The sequence below is a fragment of the Flavobacterium sp. Leaf82 genome (assembly GCF_001422725.1).
Lineage (GTDB): Bacteria > Bacteroidota > Bacteroidia > Flavobacteriales > Flavobacteriaceae > Flavobacterium.
The window spans coordinates 1-24,098 of record NZ_LMMA01000012.1; the positions used below are offsets into that span (position 1 = coordinate 1).

General features: G+C 31.4%; 20 protein-coding genes. 16 read left to right on the forward strand and 4 right to left on the reverse strand.

Features of this window, described 5'->3' with window-relative positions; translation table 11 throughout:
- The first annotated feature begins 526 nt into the window (after positions 1-526).
- The 4 genes from ASF10_RS08650 (at position 527) to ASF10_RS08665 (ending at position 2,157) form a co-directional block, all read left to right on the forward strand.
- A complete protein-coding gene (locus ASF10_RS08650; protein WP_056247723.1) occupies positions 527-1,006 on the forward strand; it encodes a hypothetical protein in 480 nt (159 codons plus the stop codon).
- 89 nt (positions 1,007-1,095) lie between these two features.
- Positions 1,096-1,422, forward strand: coding sequence for a YtxH domain-containing protein (locus ASF10_RS08655; RefSeq protein WP_056247725.1), 327 nt, complete (start codon positions 1,096-1,098; stop codon positions 1,420-1,422).
- A 127-nt stretch (positions 1,423-1,549) separates the two neighbouring features.
- The gene (locus tag ASF10_RS08660) at positions 1,550-1,900 is read left to right on the forward strand and encodes a hypothetical protein (RefSeq protein ID WP_056247727.1); all 351 of its coding nucleotides are present in this window, start codon (positions 1,550-1,552) and stop codon (positions 1,898-1,900) included.
- Between the two features lie 2 nt (positions 1,901-1,902).
- Positions 1,903-2,157 (forward strand): DUF6327 family protein, encoded by a 255-nt coding sequence (locus tag ASF10_RS08665; protein ID WP_056247728.1) that lies wholly within the window; start codon positions 1,903-1,905, stop codon positions 2,155-2,157.
- A gap of 19 nt (positions 2,158-2,176) precedes the next feature.
- On the opposite strand, the gene ASF10_RS08670 is transcribed toward ASF10_RS08665, so the two are convergent.
- Together ASF10_RS08670 and gltX are read right to left on the reverse strand one after the other, a co-directional pair.
- Positions 2,177-3,160 (reverse strand): SPFH domain-containing protein, encoded by a 984-nt coding sequence (locus ASF10_RS08670; RefSeq protein ID WP_056247729.1) that lies wholly within the window; start codon positions 3,158-3,160, stop codon positions 2,177-2,179.
- 208 nt (positions 3,161-3,368) lie between these two features.
- A complete protein-coding gene (gene gltX, locus ASF10_RS08675; protein ID WP_056247731.1) occupies positions 3,369-4,874 on the reverse strand; it encodes a glutamate--tRNA ligase in 1,506 nt (501 codons plus the stop codon).
- Between the two features lie 163 nt (positions 4,875-5,037).
- Between gltX and ASF10_RS08680 the strand changes: the two genes are divergently transcribed.
- The 8 genes from ASF10_RS08680 to ASF10_RS08715 all read left to right on the forward strand — a co-directional run bounded on the left by ASF10_RS08680 (position 5,038) and on the right by ASF10_RS08715 (position 17,447).
- On the forward strand, positions 5,038-8,448 hold the full coding sequence (locus ASF10_RS08680) for an O-antigen polymerase (protein ID WP_056247732.1): 3,411 nt from the start codon (positions 5,038-5,040) through the stop codon (positions 8,446-8,448).
- The gene (ybeY, locus tag ASF10_RS08685) at positions 8,445-8,864 is read left to right on the forward strand and encodes an rRNA maturation RNase YbeY (protein WP_056247735.1); all 420 of its coding nucleotides are present in this window, start codon (positions 8,445-8,447) and stop codon (positions 8,862-8,864) included. Before ASF10_RS08680 ends, ybeY begins: the two co-directional genes overlap by 4 nt.
- Positions 8,865-9,346: 482 nt before the next feature.
- Positions 9,347-11,218, forward strand: a complete 1,872-nt coding sequence (mnmG, locus tag ASF10_RS08690) for a tRNA uridine-5-carboxymethylaminomethyl(34) synthesis enzyme MnmG (protein WP_056247737.1) — start codon at positions 9,347-9,349, stop codon at positions 11,216-11,218.
- 277 nt (positions 11,219-11,495) lie between these two features.
- Positions 11,496-11,960, forward strand: a complete 465-nt coding sequence (locus ASF10_RS08695; RefSeq protein ID WP_056247739.1) for a hypothetical protein — start codon at positions 11,496-11,498, stop codon at positions 11,958-11,960.
- 81 nt (positions 11,961-12,041) lie between these two features.
- Complete coding sequence (locus ASF10_RS08700) at positions 12,042-12,890, forward strand: class I SAM-dependent methyltransferase (protein ID WP_056247740.1); 849 nt, start codon at positions 12,042-12,044, stop codon at positions 12,888-12,890.
- Positions 12,891-13,575: 685 nt separating this feature from the next.
- Positions 13,576-14,157, forward strand: a complete 582-nt coding sequence (locus ASF10_RS08705) for an OmpH family outer membrane protein (RefSeq protein WP_056247742.1) — start codon at positions 13,576-13,578, stop codon at positions 14,155-14,157.
- A 99-nt stretch (positions 14,158-14,256) separates the two neighbouring features.
- Entirely contained in the window at positions 14,257-16,536 is a 2,280-nt protein-coding gene (locus tag ASF10_RS08710; RefSeq protein ID WP_056247744.1) for a helix-turn-helix domain-containing protein, read from the forward strand.
- Between the two features lie 152 nt (positions 16,537-16,688).
- The gene (locus ASF10_RS08715; protein ID WP_056247746.1) at positions 16,689-17,447 is read left to right on the forward strand and encodes a hypothetical protein; all 759 of its coding nucleotides are present in this window, start codon (positions 16,689-16,691) and stop codon (positions 17,445-17,447) included.
- 42 nt (positions 17,448-17,489) lie between these two features.
- Here ASF10_RS08715 and ASF10_RS08720 read toward each other — a convergent pair whose 3' ends face one another.
- Positions 17,490-17,936 carry a hypothetical protein gene (locus ASF10_RS08720; protein ID WP_056247748.1) on the reverse strand — a complete coding sequence of 149 codons (447 nt, stop codon included), beginning with the start codon at positions 17,934-17,936 and terminating at the stop codon, positions 17,490-17,492.
- 126 nt (positions 17,937-18,062) lie between these two features.
- Positions 18,063-19,025: an SPOR domain-containing protein gene (locus ASF10_RS08725; protein WP_056247750.1), complete on the reverse strand. Its 963-nt coding sequence runs from the start codon at positions 19,023-19,025 to the stop codon at positions 18,063-18,065.
- A gap of 399 nt (positions 19,026-19,424) precedes the next feature.
- Between ASF10_RS08725 and ASF10_RS08730 the strand changes: the two genes are divergently transcribed.
- From ASF10_RS08730 to ASF10_RS08745, 4 genes are all read left to right on the forward strand, one after another.
- Positions 19,425-19,808 (forward strand): hypothetical protein, encoded by a 384-nt coding sequence (locus ASF10_RS08730; protein WP_056247752.1) that lies wholly within the window; start codon positions 19,425-19,427, stop codon positions 19,806-19,808.
- A gap of 79 nt (positions 19,809-19,887) precedes the next feature.
- Positions 19,888-21,597, forward strand: coding sequence for a sensor histidine kinase (locus ASF10_RS08735; protein WP_206743359.1), 1,710 nt, complete (start codon positions 19,888-19,890; stop codon positions 21,595-21,597).
- Positions 21,594-22,205: a response regulator transcription factor gene (locus ASF10_RS08740; protein ID WP_056247756.1), complete on the forward strand. Its 612-nt coding sequence runs from the start codon at positions 21,594-21,596 to the stop codon at positions 22,203-22,205. Before ASF10_RS08735 ends, ASF10_RS08740 begins: the two co-directional genes overlap by 4 nt.
- A gap of 171 nt (positions 22,206-22,376) precedes the next feature.
- Positions 22,377-24,023: a hypothetical protein gene (locus ASF10_RS08745; protein WP_056247758.1), complete on the forward strand. Its 1,647-nt coding sequence runs from the start codon at positions 22,377-22,379 to the stop codon at positions 24,021-24,023.
- Positions 24,024-24,098: the final 75 nt, after the last annotated feature.

The window sequence follows — 24,098 nt, forward strand, 5'->3', positions numbered from 1 at the left end:
AATTATTACTATTATTTATTTAAACTATGGTTATTTAAATTTAAATAGATGTTTTTGATTAAAAACGGCATTCATAAATTGATTTTAAGCTATTTTTTTATTTCTTCCATGTGATTACTCATATTTTATATTATTGTTGATTTTTAAGCTTTATTTAAGTTTTAGACCTTATTTTTCTTAGTTTAACGGGTTGTTAACATACAATTGTTTATAAAGTTGGTATTTTTATCCAAGGTCAAATCAAAAGTGTCATATTTCAAAAAATACACTTGAGAATCGAATCTGAGTTTTTCTAGAATTTTAAAATTTATATTTTTTGTTTTAGATTGAATTCTAATCTGAATTCTGAAAATTGATTTTATGGTCAATTCTAATTGTGATTGTATTTGATAATACTTATGATGTAAAAGTATTTTTCAGGGGATATTTCATAATTTAAAAATTTCATGAAATTAGTTTTATGGGTTATTTAAAATTTTGTCTTGTGTTTTGACAGAAACAATTTTAATCCTTATATTTTAATATTATGAAAATTTTATTTTTTACGCTATCAATTTTATTTACCAGCATTGCAATTTCTCAAACTCACCAAATTACCAAACACAATGGTGAAGAACTGGATGTTAATTTTATTAAACTAGAAAATGATTTGGTTTATTATTCTTTGAATGGAAATACCGAAGAACATAAAATTAGCAAATACGCAGTTTCAAAAATCACCAACAAACAATCCAGTAAAACTCAAAAAGTTACTGATAAAGTAATAGTAGATTCAAAATCAGACTATAAATTCGTAACTGTTTTATCTCAGGAAAAGACAATAGGTTTAAAACAAGTTGCTAATTTTTCAGGAGTCTCGACAAAGACAAAAGGAGAACCGCCAATAGCAAATAAAAACCAAACCGCTATGAGAATCAAAACTGAATCTGCTTCTAATGGTTATCCGTTTGTAAGTATTGTAGAAAAAGCGGACGGAAAGTATGAAGCTGTAGCATATGTGTATTAAATTTAGTGTTAATTTTTATTAAATTACAATTAACAAATATTTTATAATTCAAAAAAAGAGTACCTTTAGTAATCATTAAATTTAACATTATGTCAAAAAACTTAAATACAGTTGCAGCGATTTTAGCTGGTGCTGCAGTAGGAGCAGCGATCGGAATTTTATTTGCTCCGGATAAAGGATCAAAAACCCGTGCTAAATTAAAAGAAGGTTTAGATGATGCATCACATAATTTACAAGATTCAATTTCAGCCAGTTCTGAAGTGTTACGTGAAAAATTTGCTCGTGCAAAAGAAAACCTTGACGGAACATATGGTGAATTACTCTCGAATATGAGTTTTAAAACAGAAGAAGTAATAGGTTTTTTAGAATCTAAATTAGCTGATTTAAAAGCTCAGAACGCTAAACTTCAAAAATAATAATACACGAAGCACAAAACTTAAAGTGATTTTGATAATTGTTTGGGCTATTTCAATTTTAGAATAACCGATAATCAATTATTGAATCATGAGTTTTGTGCTTCTTTTTTTAATTAAAATTATAATTATGGCTTTTGAAGAATTAAAAGAAAATACTGAAAAGATACAAGATCAGGCTAAAGTTTATCTGGACAGTCATTTGGCTTATTATAAACTTTGGGGTTTTAAAGTTGCTATGAAATCAACAACTTTAATTTTTAAGTTTACTTTGATTTTATTGTGTTTTAGTATGGTTATGATTTTTGGATCTTTTGCTGCAGCATATGCTTTTGGATCTTTATTTGAAAGTAATGCATTAGGATTTTTAGCAGTAGGAGGGATCTATTTAGTGTTTACAATTTTACTTTTTTTCTTAAAAGATAAAGTTGTTGAAGGTCCCATTTTAGAGAAATTTTCAGAAATATTTTTTAATGACTAATTATGGAAAATAAAAAATACGCATCTTATGCAGAGATCGAAAGAGATCTGGAGATTTTAAAACTGGAGAAAGAGATTAATTATCAAAAATTGGTTTTAAGTTTTCAAAAAACTAAGGAATCAATTACACCGGAAAATATTGTTAGTGGAGTTTTTTCTTCATTCAAAGATTATTTTGCAACTTCATATTCGCAAATTTTACAATCAATTTTACCCTATGTAATCAATTGGTTTATCAATAAAAAAAGAGGCAATTAAGCCTCTTTTTTATTTTATATTATTGTTCAGTTTCTGGTAGAATGTCATCTTCATAACCAGATTGTGGCTGAATTGGTTTTGGTTTAACCACTTTTTTATTGTTTTTCTTCATCATTTCACCAACCTGGTTCGATGCTGTAAACGATGCAACCATATTATTTAGCATATCACTTCCGGCTTGAGGAGAGTTTGGCAACAAAATTAAATTAGAATTTGCATCAGCACCAATCGCTTGCAATGTATCATAATGTTGAGTTACTACAATTAGGGCAGAAGCTTCTTGAGAATTAATACCAACATTATTCAAAACTTCGACACTTTCTACAAGTCCTCTTGCAATTTCACGACGTTGATCTGCAATACCTTGACCTTGCAAACGTTTACTTTCTGCTTCGGCTTTTGCTTTTGCAACGATTCTGATTCTTGAACTTTCAGCTTCAAATTCAGCAGCAGTTTTTTCTCTGTCGGCAGCATTAATTCTGTTCATGGCATTTTTTACCTGAATGTCCGGATCAATATCAGTTACCAAAGTATTAATAATATCATATCCGTAAGTTGTCATTGCTTCATTCAATTCTCTTTTTACTGCAATGGCAATATCATCTTTTCTTTCAAAAACATCATCCAATTTTAGTTTAGGAACTTCGGCACGAACCACATCAAATACATAAGCCGTAATTTGATCGTGCGGATATTCTAGTTTATAAAAAGCATCGTATACTTTTTCCTGAATTACTTTAAACTGAACCGAAACTTTCATTTTGATAAAAACGTTGTCTTTGGTTTTGGTTTCGATGATAACATCAAGTTGTTGAATTTTTAGATTTACACGTCCGTCCAATCTGTCAACTACCGGAATTTTTAATTGTAATCCTGAATTTCTCACGCTGTGAAATTTTCCAAATCTTTCTATAATTACTGATGATTGTTGTTTTACAGTAAAAAAGGAAGACATTAAAATAAAAAATCCTAAGACTAAAAGGATAATAAGTGCTGTACCCATAATGATATTGATTTAGTTTTTATGATCTGGTAAATTACGAATATTCTGCCAATTTCAATTTTTTAAAGCGTAAAAAAAACGCTAAGAACATTTTATCAATGTGTCTTAGCGTTTATAAAAATTAGTTTTTTTTCTTTTTAGCATTCAGAGATTAAGAAAATTAAGTCTAGCTTTATGAACTTAATATCTTAATGGTAAAAATATGAGATTATAAAGTAGCAATTGCTTTCTGAATTCTTGAAATAGTTTCTTCTTTTCCTATGATTTCAACAATGTCAAATAGGTGAGGACCTTTCAAAGCTCCAACCAAACTTAGACGGAAAGACTGCATAACTTTTCCCATCCCGATTTCGTTTTTAGTCAACCAGTCTTTTACGATTGCTTCAATATTTGCTGAATCAAAACCATCAATATATTCAAGAGTAGAAATCAATTCCTGCATTAAAGCCGGTGTTTCTTCTTTCCAGTTTTTGCTTGCTTTTTCATCATATGATGTTGGAGCCTGGAAAAAGAAATCTGTCAAATCCCAAAATTCTGATACAAAATGAGCACGTTCTTTTACTAATGATACGATTTTTGTTGTCACTTCGAGCGGAGTCGAGAAGCCTTTTTCTACCAAAATAGGAGAGAAGCTTTTAGCCAAATCTTCATTATTTTGTTTGATTAAATATTGGTGATTGAACCATTTGTTTTTCTCAGGATCAAATTTTGCTCCAGATTTATGAACTCTGTTCAGGTCAAAAGACTCTACTAATTCTTCTAATGAAAATAATTCTTTATCAGTTCCATCATTCCAACCTAGTAAAGCAAGGAAGTTTATAACTGCTTCCGGGAAAAATCCTTTCTCTCTGTAACCTGATGAAATGCCTTCTTCAGTTTTCCATTCAAGTGGAAACACAGGAAATCCTAATTTATCACCATCTCTTTTAGATAATTTTCCGTTACCAACAGGTTTTAGAATCAAAGGTAAATGTGCAAATTCCGGAGCATCCCAACCAAAAGCTCTGTATAATAAAACGTGAAGAGGCATCGATGGCAACCATTCTTCACCACGAATTACATGTGAAGTTTCCATCAAATGATCATCAACAATATTGGCTAAATGGTATGTTGGCATTCCGTCACTTTTAAACAATACTTTATCATCAAGTAAACTGGTTTCGAATTTTACATCGCCACGTATTATATCTTTTAAATGTAAAGTTTCATCAACCGGAGTTTTAAAACGTATCACATAATGTTCTCCATTTGCAATTCTTTTCTCAACTTCTTCAGCAGAAACTACTAGAGAAGTATCTAACTTTTCACGAATGGTGTGATTGTAAATAAATGTTTTTCCTTCTGCTTCTTGTTCTTTTCTTAAAGCATCAAGAGCTTCCGGAGTATCAAAAGCATAATATGCCCAACCAGAATTGATCAATTGATCAGCATAAGTTTGGTATAATTCTTTACGATCACTTTGTCTGTACGGACCAAATTTTTCATTTTTCCCAACAGTTTCTTCAGGAGAAATTCCTAACCATTCCAGTGCTTCCATAATATAAGCTTCGGCACCAGGAACAAAACGAGTCTGATCTGTGTCTTCAATTCTTAAATAAAAAACACCATTGTTTTTTTTGGCAAATAAATAATTAAATAGGGCAGTACGAACTCCGCCAATATGTAAAGGTCCTGTTGGACTTGGTGCAAAACGCACACGAACTTGCTTTGACATTTGTTTAAATTTTGTTGCAAAGATACAACATTCGTCAAAAGTCAAAAGTCGAAAGTCTGAAAGCTTTTGCGTTAAGATTGGAACTTTTGACTTTCGACTTTTGACTTTCAAACTTATACTTATAATTACTACTTTTATGGGTTATAAATAAAACAGATTCACATTGAAAACAACATCTGCAATATATCAAAAGCTAGAGGCATTTATAAAGAAATATTATACGAATGAATTGATAAAAGGATCACTTCTTTTTATTGGTTTTGGATTATTGTATTTTCTGTTTACGCTTTTTATCGAATATTTTCTTTGGTTAAAACCATTAGGAAGAACATTATTATTCTGGATATTTATAAGTGTAGAAGTTTTTCTATTGTTTCGTTTTATTTTATTTCCAATTTTTAAGTTGTTCAAACTTCAAAAAGGAATCGATTATAATCAGGCTTCGACTATTATCGGAAATCATTTTACAGAAGTAAGTGATAAATTAACGAACTTTTTACAATTGTCTGCCTCTGAGAATTCGACAGAAAGTTCAGAGTTGATGTTGGCTTCAATAGAACAAAAAGCAAATTCATTGCAACCAATTCCTTTTGGGAATGCTATCAATTTTAAAAACAATAGAAAGTATTTGCCATTAGCAATCATTCCAATTTTGCTTTTTGCGGTGTTTTATATTTCGGGAAATAGCAATGTCATTTCTCAAAGTTTAAATAGAGTAGTACATTTTAATGCTACATTTTTACCACCGGCACCTTTTAAATTTGTGGTTCTAAATCAGAATTTGCAAACAGAACAAAACAAAGATTTCGTTATCAAAATGGAATCGGTTGGGAATGTTGTTCCGGAAAATGTCATGATTCATATTGGTAACGAAAGTTATTTTATGGAATCATCTCAACCTGGAAAGTTTGAATTCAAGATTGAAAAACCAGTTTCGAATGTGGAGTTTTCTTTCGAAGGAAATTCAGTTTCATCTGAAGAATATGAATTGAAAGTAATTACAGTTCCATCAATTGCCAACTTCGAAATGGTTCTAAATTTTCCATCTTATCTAAAAAAGAAATCAGAAACTATTCAAGGAACTGGAAATGCAATTGTACCAGAAGGAACTTTGGTGACTTGGAAAATGAATACGCAATCGACTCAGGAGATTGTTTGGAAGGATGATAAAGCAACTTTTAAGTTCAATAAGGCCGAAAACGAGTTTAAATTGGCTAAAAATATCAGTCAAAATACAGAATATCAAATCCTTACTTCGAATAATAAGGTGAAAAACTACGAAAAACTGGATTATCAGCTGTCAGTTATCAAAGATCAGCATCCAACTATTACAGTTTCTCCTGCTCCGGATAGTTTAAAGTTAGATAAAAATTATGTTTTGGGTAGGTTAGGAGATGACTATGGTTTATCTAAATTACAAGTTGTTTATTACGAACGCAACAAACCAAACACTGCAAAGCGTGGAACCATTCCGGTGAAAGCTGGAGTATTTGATCAGTTTGTTTTTAACTTTCCAAGTAATCTTGCTGTGCAGGAAGGAGTATCTTATGAATACTATTTTGAAGTTTTTGATAATGATGCGCCTCATGGTTTTAAGAGTACAAAGTCTTCTGTTTTTTCTGATCGCGTTTCTACTACAGATGAAGTGCATGATTTAGAATTACAACAACAAAATCAGAATATAAATAGTTTATCGAAGTCTTTAAAAAATCAGGAAAAGCAATTTTCTGAAATGGATAAGATTCAGAAATCAGGAAAAGAGAAAGATAATTTAGAATTTAAAGATCAGCAAAAAGTAAATGATTTTATCAAACGTCAGAAACAACAAGACGAGTTGATGAAACAATTTGCTGAGAAAATGAATAAGAATCTGGATAAATTTCAATCTGAAAAGAAAGACAAAACTGCTGATGATTTACAAAAGCGTTTAGATAATGCCGAGAAAGATTTAGAAAAGAATCAGAAGTTAATGGATGAATTGAAGAACTTAAATGATAAATTGAACAGTGAAGATTTGTTTGATAAGATGGAAAAGTTCAAACAAATCAGCAAGAACCAATCTCGTAATCTGGAACAATTAGTTGAACTTACCAAACGTTTTTATGTATCTAAAAAAGCAGAACAAGTTGCAGATAAATTAAAGAAGTTAGCAGACCAACAAGAACAACTTTCGAATAAAGAAAAAGAAAATACTCAGAACAAACAGGAAGATATTAATAAAGCTTTTGATAAAATTCAGGATGATTTAAAAGATCTGAAAGAAGAAAATAAAACCTTAAAAGCTCCTTTGGATATTCCGTCAGATGCTTCGAAAGAGAAAGATTTGAAAGATGATTTAAAGAAAGCTTCTGAAGAATTAAGTAAAAAGAATTCATCTTCGGCTAAGCCAAAGCAAAAAAGTGCAGCTAAGAAAATGAAGAGTATGGCTGAACAAATGGATTCAAGTATGGAAGGTGGAGAACAAGAACAGTTAGAAGAAGATGTTGCAATGCTTCGTCAGGTTTTAGATAATCTATTAGCATATTCTTTATCTCAGGAAGATATGATGAAACAATTTAAAACGATGAAACTAGGTTCTTCTGCTTTTACAAAAAATATAAAAGTCCAGCAGAATTTAAAACAACAGTTTAAACATGTTGATGATAGTTTGTTTGCATTGTCTCTTCGTAATCCAAAAGTTGCCGAAGATGTAACCAAAGAAATAGGAAATGTACAATACAATATAGATAAAGCGATTGAAACTTTAAGCGATGTTCAGGTTCCTAAAGGAGTTTCGCACCAACAATATGCAGTTTCATCTGCTAATAAACTAGCTGATTTTTTAAGTGATTTATTAAATAACATGCAAATGTCTATGTCTAAACCAGGATCAGGAAAACCAAAACCGGGCGATGGACAAGGAATGCAATTACCAGATATTATACAAAAGCAAAAAGGTTTAGCTGATAAAATGAAAGAAGGAATGAAACCCGGAGATAAGCCGGGTGAGAAACCTGGAGATAAACCAGGCGAAGGTCAACAAGGTAAATCTGGTGAAGGTAAGCAAGGACAAGGAAAAGACGGACAAGGAAAAGACGGACAAGGTAAAAGTGGTCAGGGAAAAGATGGTAAAGGAGAGAAAAAAGAAGGCAAGGGTAATGATGGGAAAGATGGTGATGATGGAGAAGGAGATGCAGAAGCTATTATGGAAATATACAAAGAGCAAGTAAAACTTCGTGAAGCATTACAAAAGGAGTTAGCAAAACAAGGTTTAGATTCTCAGGGCAAATCTGTAATTGATCAAATGAAAGCTTCAGAAAAGCAACTTTTAAATAAAGGTTTTAAGAATGAGAATTTGCAACGTATACTTAATATTCAGCAAGAATTATTAAAATTAAACAATGCAGTTCAACAACAAGGGCAAGATACAAAGCGTCAATCTGAAACTAATAAAGCTGAATTCTCAAATAGAACGAATGCATTACCAAGCTCGTTATTGGATTATTTAAACAGTGTAGAAATATTAAACAGACAATCACTACCTTTGCGCTCGAATTTTAATCAAAAGGTTCAAGAATATTTTAATACAAAATGATCAATTTTAATTACGAAACCGAATTTACTTTAGACAACGAACAAGCCTTTGCTGATTGGTTAAGTGCTGTAATAGTTTCTGAAAATAAAAACGAAGGAGAGATAAACTATATTTTTTGTGATGATGATTATCTTCATAAGATAAATGTTGAATATCTAAATCACGATACACTTACAGATATTATCAGTTTTGATTATACAGTTGGTAACGAACTAAACGGAGATATATTTGTTTCTGTTGAAAGAGTAGAAGATAATGCTAAAGATTTTAATGCTTCTTTTACCGAAGAATTGAAGCGTGTTCTTGCTCATGGTATATTACATTATTGTGGATATAAAGACAAGAGTGATAAAGATGCTGAACTTATGCGTTCAAAAGAAGATGAAAAAATCGCAATGTTTCACGTGGAACAGTAATTAAACCACTCTTTCAATTTTGATAATAATTATGTTCCACGTGAAACATAATAAAGCATGAGGTTTAAAACAAGACAAGTGTTCCACGTGAAACGTTTAGTATTTTGTTTTGAAAGTAAATGTAAATTTGTTTCACGTGGAACGATTTAATTTTTATGTTTTGATATTTTAATTTTTAAATGTTTCACGTGAAACATAAGTTTATTGAGTAAGTTGATTCTGGAATAAGCAAGAGTGTTTCACGTGGAACATGAAATTTGTTTTGAAATTTTATTGAAAAGCTTTTAAAATAAAATGGTTTAGTCTGTTCCACGTGGAACAGTTTTTTGTGGTCTAGGATGTATTTGATGTTTCTAGAATGTGTGTTTAGAACTTGAAGAGTTTTGGTTTTGCGCGTTAGCGCCGTTCCACGTGGAACAAATGAGTTAAAAAAGTAATTCTGAGAATCGCCTTAAACGGTTTGCAGAGAATAATAAAACAAAATGTTTTTAGAAGAATACGATGTTATTGTAGTTGGTGCAGGTCATGCTGGATCTGAAGCCGCGGCAGCGGCCGCAAATTTGGGATCGAAAACTTTATTGGTTACGATGAGCCTGCAAAACATTGCACAAATGTCTTGCAACCCAGCGATGGGAGGAATTGCAAAAGGACAAATTGTGCGTGAGATTGATGCGCTTGGTGGATATTCAGGAATTGTTTCCGACCGCACGGCAATTCAATTTAAGATGTTGAACAAATCGAAAGGACCTGCAATGTGGTCTCCAAGAGTTCAAAGTGATCGAATGCGTTTTGCTGAAGAATGGAGGATGATGTTGGAAGGAACTCCAAATCTTGATTTCTACCAAGAGATGGTAAAAGGTTTGATTATAGAGAACGGAAAAATAAAAGGGATCAGAACTTCGCTAGGAGTAGAGATTCGATCGAAATCTGTTGTGTTGACAAACGGAACTTTTTTGAATGGTTTGATTCATATTGGAGAAAAACAATTTGGAGGAGGAAGAGCAGGTGAAAGTGCTGCAACCGGAATTACCGAAGATTTAGTGAAAGCCGGATTCGAAGCCGGAAGAATGAAAACAGGAACGCCGCCACGAGTTGATGGGCGTTCTTTGGATTATTCTAAAATGAACGAAGAAAAAGGTGATGCGAAACCGGATAAGTTTTCTTATTCGGATTTAACCGTTCCGTTAACGCATCAAAGATCTTGTCACATGACATACACGTCATTGGATGTTCATGATATTTTAAGAGAAGGTTTTGATCGTTCGCCAATGTTCAACGGAAGAATCAAAAGTCTTGGTCCAAGATATTGTCCTTCGATAGAAGATAAGATTAATCGTTTTGCTGATAAAGAGCGTCATCAATTATTCGTTGAGCCGGAAGGTTGGAATACTTGTGAAGTTTATGTAAACGGATTTTCGACTTCGCTTCCGGAAGATATTCAGTTTAAAGCTTTGAGTTCTGTTGCGGGATTTGAGAAAGTGAAATTCTTTCGTCCGGGTTATGCAATCGAATATGATTATTTCCCACCAACACAATTGAAACATACTTTGGAAACGAAGTTAGTTGAAGGTTTATATTTTGCCGGACAAATTAACGGAACAACAGGATATGAAGAAGCAGCATCTCAAGGTTTGATGGCCGGAATAAATGCGCATTTAAAAGTGCATGAAAAAGCGCCATTAATTTTAAAACGTGACGAAGCCTATATTGGAGTTTTGATTGACGACTTGATTACGAAAGGAACGGAAGAACCATATCGTATGTTTACTTCAAGAGCAGAGTATAGAACTTTGTTGCGTCAGGATAATGCCGATTTTAGATTAACGCCAATGTCTTATGAAATTGGTCTTGCTTCTGAAGCTCGTTTACGCCGAATGGAAAAGAAATTAAATGAGTCTGAAAAGATGGTTGCGTTCTTTAAAGAAACAAGTGTTTCGGTTGCTGAAACAAATCCAATTTTGGTAGCAAAAGAAACTGCTCCAATTACGCAAGGTGATAAAATGTTTAAAGTTTTTTCACGTCCGCAAATTGATTTGGAGGACATGATGAAATTTGAAAAAGTAAAAGAATATGTTGAAGCAAACGATGTTGATCAGGAAATTTTAGAACAAGCCGAAATCCAGGTTAAATATTCCGGGTATATCGAAAAGGAAAGAAATAACGCTGATAAACTAACTCGTTTAGAAGAAGTGAAAATTCCGGAAAATTTCGATTATAATAAAATTAAATCAATGTCAATTGAAGCGAAACAAAAATTGAGCAAGATTCGTCCTGTAACAATTTCGCAAGCTTCAAGAATAAGCGGAGTATCACCAAGTGATATTTCGGTTTTATTGATTTATATGGGAAGATAAAAAAGTATTCAGTCTCAGTTTTTAGTTTTCAGTGATTACTGGATTCTGAATGCTGAGACTGTTTTATTGAATTGTTCCACGTGAAACGAATTTACGATTTTGTATTTTGTATTTTGTGTTTTGTAGAGATGCACAGCAGTGCATCTAACGTGTAGTATATTTCAAATGGAAACTATTTTAATAAACGTATTTCTGTTCGCCGTTACAATAGAAATCTGAATAATTGAAAATAATTGAATTGTTCCACGTGAAACTATTTATCTAATATTTTGCCGATATGAAAATTGTCGAAGTCAAAGTTCTATCTGAAGAACAAAAAGAAGTTTTGCGTGAACTGTGGAATAATGAATATCCTGCGAGATTATATTTAAAAGCTATTGCAGATTTTGATTTGTATTTGAATGGACTTTCCAATACAAAACATTATTTATTGCTTGATGATTCAGATATAATTGTGGGTTGGTCATTTACCTTTTTAAGAGATAATGAAAATTGGTTTGCTATAATTTTAAATAGTAAAGAACAAGGAAAAGGGAATGGTTCTGTTTTAATAAATGAAATTAAAAAACACAACAAGAGTTTGAATGGTTGGGTTATCGATCAGGATAATGAAGTAAAACAAAATAAAGAGTTTTATAAATCTCCAATGGATTTTTACATCAAAAACGGATTTGCGATTTGTAAAGAAATTAGAATTGAGAATGAAAAAATGTCGGCTGTAAAAATTAGTTGGCACCGATAAACTAAAAATAAGAAAACCCTAAAAGTATTTTTTACTTTTGGGGTTTCTGTGAAATTAAACCAAATACCTATAATTTAAAAAATGGACGTTTTAAACAAAAAACATTTTCTTACTGTAAAAGACCACTCTGTATCTAAAGAAGTTTTCGAATTGTATTATGATGAAACTTTAGATATGTTGATTACTTCTCCACAACCTGATTTGCAAAATTTGGGAAGATATTACGAAAGCGAAGATTATATTTCGCATACGGATAACAAACGTTCGTTATTTGAAAAAGCATATCACTTTGTGAAAAATATTGCGCTAAAAAATAAATTGAATTTAATCAACGGCGAGCAATCTCAAAAAGGTAGAATTTTAGACATAGGTGCCGGAACCGGAGATTTTTTATTAACGGCAAAAAATGACGGTTGGAAAACTGTTGGAGTTGAACCAAGCGAAAGAGCAAAAAATATAGCGATACAAAAAGGGATTTCTTTTGTAAACGAAATTAGTGATCTTGAAAATAATTCATTTGACGTAATTACAATGTGGCACGTTTTAGAACACGTTCCAAATTTAGAATTACAAATACAGGAATTAAAGCGTTTACTAAAACCAACTGGAACATTAATTGTTGCGGTTCCAAATTTTAAATCTTACGACGCGAAACATTATCAAACTTTTTGGGCAGCTTATGATGTGCCAATTCATTTTTGGCATTTCTCAAAAAAAGCCATTCAATTGCTTTTTGAAAAAGTCGATATGAAATTAGAAAAAGTGCTTCCGATGAAATTTGATTCTTTTTATGTGAGCCTTTTATCTGAAAAATACAAAACAGGAAAAATGAATTATATCAATGCATTTTTTGTTGGTTTAAAGTCAAATTTAAAAGCGGGAAGTACAAAAGAGTATTCATCGCACATTTATGTCTTAAAAAACAAGTAAAACGCAAAATAAGCGTGTTTCTGGCGTTTTCTCACTATAAGTGAGGAGTAATTATGTCTTTTTTGAGATCATCTTTCTAATAAAAGCTATGAAAGCCACTTTTGATAGTGTTTTTTTATGCTTTAAGATGGTTCCATAAATAAAAACAATACCATAAAAACGCACATTTTTTGATATTTTAAGGCTGAATTTTTCTGTTTTCAAATTTTGAAATCATGAAGAAGAAAATTTTTATGAATTTTATTTTTTTTCGAAAATTGTATTCTAATTTTTTTCGAAATTGAGCATTTTTAAAAATGTTGTTAATTCAATTTTTTGTTTTTTAAAATTTCAAAAGACAAAATGATTTTTTTCGACATTTTCTGGTGTTATAAATTTTTAAAAGCATCAATTTGAAAAAATCGATGTACAAGATTCTTTTAGGCTTAAAAAAAGGACTAAAACGTAAAATGGGCGTGTTTCTGGTGGTTTTTTAGCTCAAGTGAGGACTCATTATCTCTTTTTTGAGAAAGTGTTTCTAATAAAAGCTATGAAAGACGTTTTTAATAGTGTTGAATTATTGACATAATTCTTTCGATAAATAAAAACAATCATAAAATTAGAGCATTTTTTAAACTTTATGTTGATGCTATTTATTTTTTTATATTTTTGTCTTCAATACATTAAAAAAATAGAAATTCAAAAAATGAAAAAAGCATTAGTAATTATCGCACTTTCAATTTTCGCCGTTTCATGTAATAAAACCGCAGAAGTTAAGGAAGTAAAAACAGCTTACGTAGATACTTCAGTTTTAATGAAAGAGTACACTGAAGCAAAAGACCTTGAAGCTAAATACAAAGCTCAGGCCGAAGAAAAAGGAAGACAACTACAAGCTGAGATTACACGTTTTAAACAAGACGCTGCTAATTTTCAAAGTCAGGCACAAGCAAACGGACAGGCTTGGGCTCAACAAAGAGGTGCTGAATTGCAAAAAAGAGAACAACAATTGGGTTATGCTCAACAAGCTTTGTCTCAACAATTGCAACAAGAAAGTGGTGTTGAAATGGATTCTCTAGTAAGTGGAGTGAAGAAATTCATCAAAGATTACGGTAAGAAAAACGGTTATTCTTATATTTATGGTACTGGTGATGCGGCCTCAATTTTATATGCTGAAGAGAAATATGATATTACAAAAGATATCATTAAAGCTTTGAACGACAAGTATAAATCTGAGCCAAAAACGGATGATAAACCTGCAGTAAAAGAAGGAGAAGCTGTTAAAAAATAATACCAAACTAAATAACTAAATTAAAAACCTAAGTCTGTAAAGATTTAGGTTTTTTCTTTTATAAAAATGCGATAATTTTAGTTTTTCAATACAAGCCCAATGCAAAACGTTACAGAAGCAGCTGCTTACACCTTACAATTCATCAATCAAACGCAAAAATCGATCTTCCTGACTGGTAAAGCAGGAACAGGAAAAACTACGCTTTTACGCGAAATCATTGCTACAACCCATAAAAATACAGTAGTTGTAGCGCCAACCGGAATTGCGGCGCTAAATGCCGGCGGAGTAACGATTCACTCCATGTTTCAGTTGCCATTTTCTGCCTTTATTCCGTCTTATGAAGAAGCTTCTCAGTTTACAGAAACGGTGAAATTTGAGAATAAAGAAACGTTGCGCCGACATTTTAAAATGAACAATGTAAAGCGTAATGTGATCAGAAACATGGAGCTTTTGATTATTGATGAAGTCAGTATGCTTCGCGCTGATTTACTGGATGCTATCGATTTTATGATGCAAACGGTTCGTAAAAATTCACGTCCTTTTGGTGGAGTTCAGGTGCTTTTTATTGGCGATTTATTGCAGCTTCCGCCTGTAATCAGGGACGAAGAATGGCGAACTTTACGCAATTATTACAAAGGGAAATTCTTTTTTCATTCGCACGTTATACAGCAGCATCCGCCTTTATATATCGAATTGTCAAAGATTTACCGTCAGTCTGATGATACTTTTATTTCGGTTTTAAATAACCTGAGAAACAATCAGATTACACCTCAGGATATTCAGGTTTTAAACGAATATGTGAAACCTGATTTTGATTTAAAAAATAATCCCGGATATATCACTCTTACAACGCATAATGCCAAAGCCGATTCGATTAACGAACAGGCAATAGGGGATTTAGCCGGAAACGAATTTGCTTATCAACCGTTTATTGTGGGGGATTTTCCGGAGAAAATTTTTCCGGTCGAAGAAAATCTGAAACTCAAAATTGGTGCCCAGGTTATGTTTGTCAAAAATGATTTGTCTTTTGATAAGCGTTATTTTAACGGAAAAATGGGGGTTGTAAAATCGCTTTCGCCAGAAGAAATATTCATACATTTTCCCGAAGAAGATAAAACCATCGAAGTTGAAAAGTACGAATGGAAAAATATCCGATACAAAGTGAACGACCTCACAAAGGAAGTTGAAGAAGAAGTTTTGGGCACATTTGCGCATTATCCGCTTAAACTAGCGTGGGCAATTACAGTTCATAAAAGTCAGGGATTAACTTTTGAGAAAGCTGCGCTCGATGTATCGCAAGTTTTTTTACCCGGACAAGCATATGTTGCATTGTCACGTTTAACGTCCTTAAATGGGCTTATTTTGCTTTCTCCGTTACAAATGAATGGTATTTCGAACGATCAGGATGTCATGGATTATGCTTTGAACAAAGCGACCGAAGACGTATTGAAACATTCATTGCATTTTGAAACTAAAAACTTTATTCATAACTATTTGATTAACAGTTTTAATTGGGCAGATTTAGCACAAGAATGGCGTAATCATCGTTTTAGTTATAACGAAAATGCAGTAGCTTCTGAAAAATCAAAGCACTCTGCCTGGGCTCATAAACGTTTAGAAATAATTGATTCGCTGGCAGATCCTGCACAAAAATTCGTGCATCAGCTTAATAAAATTTTCAATAAAGAAACTGTCGATCTTTTCTTTGTCCAGGAAAGAGTAGTGGCAGCATATGACTATTTTTTCAAGCCAATGGATAAATTGGTGACGGATCTTTTGAATAAAATGGCAGAAATTCAGAAATTTAAAAAAGTAAAAGAGTTCTATGAAGAACTTGCTTTTTTAGATGATTTGCAAACTAAAGCTGTTTTGCGCTTAATGAAGGCCAAATTGCTAATTGAAATTGTCGTTGCAGGCGAAACCATTTGTAAAGAGAAATTGTCGTCTACGGCCATTAAAAACTACAAATTAGACAAAGTTGCGAAGATTCGCGAGGAATTGAATATTTCGAATACTGATATTTTTAAATCTGATGAGCCTGTGGTGCGTTATACAGCAAGAAAACTGGATAAAAATGAACCAAAGACTGCCAAGAAAACTACGATAGAAGAAACGCATGATTTATGGCTTGAAAAAAATTCTGTTCAGGATATTGCAAGAATTCGTAAATTAACAGTGCAAACTATCGAAATGCATTTGGTTAAGCTTATCCAGGCTAAAAAAGTAGAGATTTCAGATGTTTTGCCATATGATAAAATTCTGGCGCTTCGTGAAGCTTTTCAGTTTTATCAGGAAGAATCTCTGAATGGTTTGAAAGAAAAACACGGAGATGAATTTACCTGGGATGAACTTAAAATGTTCAAAGCCAGTATAAATTGATTTTATATTTTAGATTTTAGATTTTAGATTTTAGATTTTAGATTTTAGATTTTAGATTTTAGATTTTTTGGCGCGGAATTTGAAATTTTGTTCCTGAATCTTTGTGATGAAATTTGAGAGTAAACTATATAAACATTATGTAAAATAGAAATATGAAAAAGCTGATATACATTGCATTACTTGTTTTTTCTGTTCACAATGCAGTTGGGCAGGATTTAAAACCGGAATATCAAAAATTTATTAAAACGTTTATAGAGAACGTAAAAAATAATAAAAAAGAGGCTGTAGCAAATATTATTCGTTATCCTTTAAACAGAGATTCTCCAATTCCGGCTGTTAAGAATAAAGCTGATTTTGTAAAGCGTTACGATCAGATTTTTGATGCCGATTTAAAAAATGAAATTATCAAATCAAATCCTGCAAAAGATTGGTCACAAGTGGGTTGGCGCGGAATTATGCTAAATCAGGGCAGTATTTGGATCGATGAAGATGGTCGTTTGATAACTATAAATCATCAATCAAAATATGAAGAAGATTTGAAAAACAAACTGATTAAGAGCGACAAAACGAAAGTACATTCGTCTATTGCTAAATTTAAAGAACCGGTTTATATTCTGGAAACTTCAAAATTCAGAATCAGAATTGATGATTTAGGGAATAATAGTTATCGATATGCTTCATGGTCAATCAAACAAAAAATGACCGAAAAGCCTGATTTGATTATCACTAACGGAAAATGGATTCAGGATGGAAGCGGAGGAAATCATCACATAGAATTTAAAAAAGGAAACTATGTTTATGATTGTGATATCATAGTTTTGGGTGAAAAAGATGCACCTCCCGCCAGATTAATTATTACTCAAAGCGGAAAAGAAATTCTTAATCAGGATGCGAAAATTGTTCCACGTTAAACAAAAAAGCCTATTTGTGTCTGCAAATAGGCTTTTTTAGTTTTAATTTTCAGCTTTAACTTTATCCAGTTTTTTTTGCTGTTCTATCTTTTTTAGTTTCAGTTTTTGAATATCAAGATCTTGCTCTTTTAATTTAATCTGTTGTTTTTGAAGATCTTCCTGAGAAATCGAACTGGAGTTTATCTTTGATTCCAGCTTTTGCTTATTTGATTCTAATTTATCGATTTTCTTGTTGGTAGCTGCAATATCATTTTCAGAATTTTTCAGATCCTTTTGATGTTTGTCGAGCTTTTTTTGTTCTTTTTTTAAAGTCGCTTGTTCGTCGCTAAGCTTTTTTCGATAATCATCTGTTGCTTTTTGTGCTTCTTTATCTGCTTTTTTCTGTGCAATTTCCTGAGCTTTTTCAGTAGTTAATATTGTCTGGGCAGTAAAAACATTCGAATTTAGAATAAGTACTAATACAAGAAATAATTTTAGGGTGTATTTCATTTTTTGTTCTTTAAAAGTGTAGAACAAAAATAGATTTACGATTATAGAAAGCAGGTCAGATAAGGGTTTTTTAAAGACAAAATAAGACAAAAAAAATCCTAATCGTTAAGGATTAGGATTTTGATATTATAGTGATTCAATTAGAATCCAGGCATCTGGATTTTCACCTTTTTGAATTTCTTTTTGTGCTTTTTCGGCTTCAGCCATTGTAGCATAACTTCCGTATAAAACCGGAAATAAACCATGCTTGTTTTCGCCTAGCATTCTTGCTTTAAAACCATCTTTAATCAATTGATTGTAAGCTTTACGTGCATTTTGCTCACTTCTAAATGCTCCTGCCATAATATGATAAGGCATCGCTTTTTCTTCAGCAGCTTCTACTTTTGCTGAATCGACAGAAAGTGTTACGGCCGGTAACGGATTTTGGATCAGGAATGTAGCTTCCTGAATCTTGTTTTGTACTTTTTTCTGAACAGCACTTTCAACAATAAGTGTTTTTGTAGCTATTTGATTTTGATACAACGGATATCCTATACTTCCTGTAATTCCTAATCCTAAAACAAAAATTGCAGCATATTTCAAGAATGAATTCGAAGATCTTCCTTCTTCTTCAAATAAGGCAATAGGTTCTCTTTCTTCAATTTCCTTGATTTTTTTCTCAAAATTCTCTTTTTTCACAAGTGGTGAAACAAACGGACTTAATCCGAAAGAACTTGTTAGGAAATTAGTTTGATCGTTTGGTGTGAAGATTATATTTTTCTCAGAATTTAAACGAATTTCACCAATATTTTTTAGGCTTATTGTGCCATTTTCATCTAAGATTTGTTTCCAATTCTGAATTTCAAAAGCAATGGCACTTACAGCAAAGCCGTAAGATGTTTTTTCTCCGTTAGCGATATGATTTGCCAATAGCCCGTCATTGTTTTTCAAATGGCTATTAAAAGAGATCATTTTCTTGGGTGGAAAAAACGAATTTGTGCTTTCATTAAGCTGAGCCGAGTGAATTTCGGTTAAAAATGCTCCAAACCCTGGAACCGTTACACACTGATAACGATACAATAACTGTGCTATGTAAGTTTCGATTTTCATAGTAACAAAGTTATGCAACGAATATAGTTATCAAAATTTTATTCACAATTTTTATTAACAATTCGAATGTTTTTACAGTTAATTAATTTTCAATTAGTTATGATAAATAATCTTTTTTCAGATTCTGGAAATAATATTTAAAATTATTATTTTTGAAAGAATTTACTTTAAATTATTAATGTTTATTTTTTATTGTTTTGAAAAATGATTTAATAAATCTTCTTATTCAAAGTGTTTTTAGTATTAATTAATTTCTAAACTTTAGAACAGATAACTTTAAGTAAAATGATTCCTGTTTTTAGGTTTTTAAACCACTCCCTTAAATATACCCATTTGTAGGTATTTTTTTCTTTTAATAATTGCATAGATTTGATTATTATTAACTTAAAAAACAAAATTATGGACTATTATGATGTAAGAGGTACTCTTTTAGAAGGTAAAAAAGCAGTTATAGCTGTAGTAATACCGCCACTTCCGAGAAACAATTTTTATGGGATTTATGAGATTTATAATCTTTCGGATAGTAAAGAAAATAAAATTGTAATTCATTTTAAGGATCTTTTGGGAGAACCTTTAAAAGCGAATGGTTATTATGAATCATTTATTATTGATTTAAATGATGAAAAATTTCAGTCAATTAATTTTCATAAATCTATAAATGTTGCTTTTCATCATGAAAATGGAGATTTGCAAAAAACTCCTCAAGAAATATATGAGCTTATTTTAGTCCCTAAAGCTGATCCTAATACAACCGGAAGAGGAACAATCCGTGAAGGTGCATAAAAATTCATTACATACAACTTTTGGCATTTTGCTCACTTTACTTTGTATGGTGAGCATTTGTGTGGGACAAAATAAAGTTTTGAGTTCTATTGAAAATTCTATTGCAGAAGGCAAATCAAAAGAAGCTTTAAAGCAACTTTCTGTATTAAACACAACTGCTTTTTTACCGGAAGATTTGGGTTATTATTATTTTCTGACAGCAAAAAGTTATAGTAAAGAAAACAATGATGTAAAAGCGATTGAAAATTATTTAATAGCTAAAAAACAATATTTAAAAGCTAATGTTGTAGAAAAAGCAATGGAAATTAATTTAAATATTGCTTCATTATTAGTTAGTTACAAAGACAATACGCAAAAGCACCAATTCTATCTCAAAGAATATATGGATTATGCTTTTTCAACCAAAAATGATTCTAAAATTCTTAAAGGATATGTTCAATTAGCTTCTTTAAAAATCAACAGCAAAGAAGCCAAAGAGAGTCTGGATTATTTTAGAAAAGCAATAGTTCTAAACAAAAAGGTAAAAGATAAAAAGCTTGAAAGTAAGATATATAATAATCTTGCAGTACTTTTTAGCGATGTTCTATACAAACCAGATTCCAGTTTGTATTATCTCCGGAAGGATAATTTGCTTTTGCATCAGGAAAAAACACCAAATCCCAATTATATCTGTTATAATTTGATGAATCAGGCTTCTAATTATTCGCAGCTTCATCAGTATCAAAAAGCGATTGATTTATTACTTCAGGCAGATAAAATAAAGCTAATCGAATACAATAAAGTGAATAAAGAAAACATCAATAACTTTCTTTATTTAAATTACAAGGATGCAAAAAACCTGGACAAGGCGCTATATCACTTAGAAATTTCAAATAAATACCATGATTCGTTAAATACTGAACAGCAAAATATTGCCATTAATAATTTTGATACTAAATATAAAACCAAGGAAAAAGAACTTGAAAATCTGGAATTAAAAACAAACATCAAAAAAAACAAGATTGTTTTGTATTTGATGATAAGTGTTTTAATTATTGTTTTGTTAATCAGTATATTGGTTTATAAGAATATTGCAAAAAAGAAAAAAATTGCTGAACAGGAAAAACTTATCGAGATACAAAAAACAGAAAAAATACTTAAAGACCAAGAGCTTAACGATATTGATTTAATGCTTGAAAGTCAGGAAAAAGAACGACAAAATATCGCCAACGAATTGCATGATAATTTAGGCAGTATGCTGGCAACACTGAAGTTAAATTTCCAAAATCTGAAACGCCACAACGAAGTAGCAAATCAGCAAGAAAATAAGCTTTATGATAAAACCGACGCTTTATTAGAAGAGGCATATCAAAAAGTACGGAATATTGCCCATCTTAAAAATTTAGGCATTATTGGCAGCGAAGGATTGCTGGTTGCAGTTAATAAAATGGCGGAGAAAATGAGCGTTTTAGAGCATTTAGCCATAAATGTTATTCCGTTTGAACTTACAGAAAGGTTAGAAAATACGATAGAAGTTGCTTTATTCCGAATGATTCAGGAACTGTGCACCAACATTATAAAACATTCAGAAGCAACCGAAGTCAATATTTATTTAACCCAGGGCACATCAAAAGAAATCAATATCATTATTGAGGATAACGGTAAAGGATTTGACCCGAAAACTGTGGTTAGTAAATCCGGAATTGGACTCAAAAATATGGAGAAAAAAGTAGAACAGATGGGCGGAACATTTACCATAGATTCAATTTTGACCAAAGGAACGACCATCATTATAGACTTGCCATTATGATAACAATAATCATTGCCGAAGATCATCAGTCGCTTATAGACGGCATCAAACTTTCTTTAGAATTTGAAGATGATATCGCCGTTGTAGGTGAGGCCAACGATGGGGAAGAGCTGATACAATTGGTTCGTAAAAAAAGACCACAGATTGTTATTACAGATATCCGAATGCCAAAATGTGACGGAATTTGTGCCACTAAAATTATAAAGAATGAATTTCCGGAGATCAAGATAATTGCTTTTAGCATGTTTGATCAGACCGAAGCTATTCAGCAAATGAAAGAAGCGGGAGCGTCCGGATATATTATGAAAAATTCTCCGCTCAGGAAATTAATTGAAGCGATTAGAGCCGTTATAAGCAACGAAACTTTTTTTGACGATGCAATTGTCGTCAAAGACGAATTAACGAAGGAAAACATTCTTTTAAGCAATCGTGAGAAAGCAATCCTGAGACTTATTGGCGAAGGAAAAACATCTAACGAAATTGCCGATGTACTTTTTATAAGCAAAAGTACTGTAGACACGCATCGCAAAAATATCCTCAAAAAAATGAATCTCTATGGCAAAACCGACTTAATACGTTTTGCAGTAGAACGCAAGTATGATTTTTAACTTCATCATACTTTGAATCACGTAGTTGTAAATTAATCAAATAGTTTCTTAATCAAAAAATCCCCATTTGTAGGGATTTTTTTATGCGCTGTAATTTCGAATTTTGGTTTAATAATCAACCAGTTAGCCGAAAATGGGAATTAGAGTAGGTAAACCAAAAATATAGAAATTATGAAAACTAAAATTACTTTAATACTGACATTGTTTTTTGTGATAACATCTTATGGGCAAAAACAAATAAATTGCTTAACGGCTGACGGACCAAAATTATCAAATACTATAAATCAAGTAAAATTTGGAACTCCTGTATGTGTTGATGTTTCTGGAGTAAATACTTTTTTAATGAGCACGTATTCAACTTATGTACCTATAAATTTTGATTTTAGCACAAAAGGTTTTTCGGAGATTAAAATACCAGAGACTAAAGTGGATACATCTAGGAAGTTAAAAAGTGGTGAGAGTGGTAAAAGTGAAGTAATTGAGGATATTCTAGATAGAAAAATTTGGTACTCAAATAAAATTTCTGAGAATAACAATCTAGTTAAAGCTTTAGAATTGAAAATGATTACAGATGGGAGCAATGATATTGATAGACAAAGAATAGAAGAATTAGAAAATGAAATATTCAAATTAAAATCCAAATTGGCAGAATTAGATGAAATGATTAATAAGCTCACGAAAGATAATGAAAAGCTTAAAAGACAATATGATTCAATATTTAATATTGTCGTTGAATCACAAAAATTTAAAGAGGAGTTTACTAATTTCCAAAAGCATTTCTTGAATATTGATAAGTACACAACCTTAAAAAGTACCCTTGTAAAACAGATAAATAGAGACAGTATATTTATAAGCGATATATTGAATTTTAAAGAAAGAAGTAAATCAAGTTACTATTCAGTTTATGGTATAAATACCGAGCATTTACAACAAAAATCGAAAATAACGGAAGAATTAACCAATCTTCAAACATCTTATTTAAGCTTGGTTTCTATATATCAACAATTGAACAAATTGTATGCAAATAATGTGCTAAAACTTTCAGGAGAATTGAAAGACGGTAATAATGTATTAAAATTTGATAAAATCACTGCTAATTTTGAGAGTAAGTATTTGTTTGAAGAGGAAATGACAAAAGCAAAAGCAATTAATGACAAATTAATGCAACCTGAAAATAAGGATAAAATGATTATTGAGGCTCAAGCAGGAATTGACCTTTATGATGAGATTATTACAAGTAAGTTTCAATCTACCATTATCTCAAAAAATGTGTACGATGACGGTGCTAAATTTACGCCAGAGTTAAAAAACAGCAAAGGAAAAGTAATGTATAAATATAGCGAGATTGAAGTGAGTACTTATGGAAATTGGAAAGTAAACGGTAGTGCAGGATATTTTTTAAATTTCATATCTGATGATAATTATACACTTAGAAAAAAAATCGAAACAGATAGTAATTCAAAAACTGGAGTTGAGGAATCTAATTCAAATACATTAAAACATTCGCTAGGTGGTTTACTTCATGCCTATTATAATTTTAAAGGTAGTCTAGATGCCGGAATTTCAGTAGGTTTAAGTATAAATGATAATGCAAACGCTGGATTTTATTTTGGTTTAAGTGCCTTTATAACTGAATTAAATCGTTTGGTGATTACGTCAGGTGTTTCATTTAATAAAGTAAAAAAATTAAATACTGCCAACTTATTAAATAGTTCAGGAGAATATGATTTCTCAAATGAATCAGATACTGAAATTAAATATGATGAAGTATATAAACCTGCTTTTTTTATTGGGATTACTTATAATTTATTTAAATAAAGAGTATATTATTAGAGAAAAACATATTTATTTTGAAAGAATTTACTTATATTTAATATCTTTACTGCTCTTAAA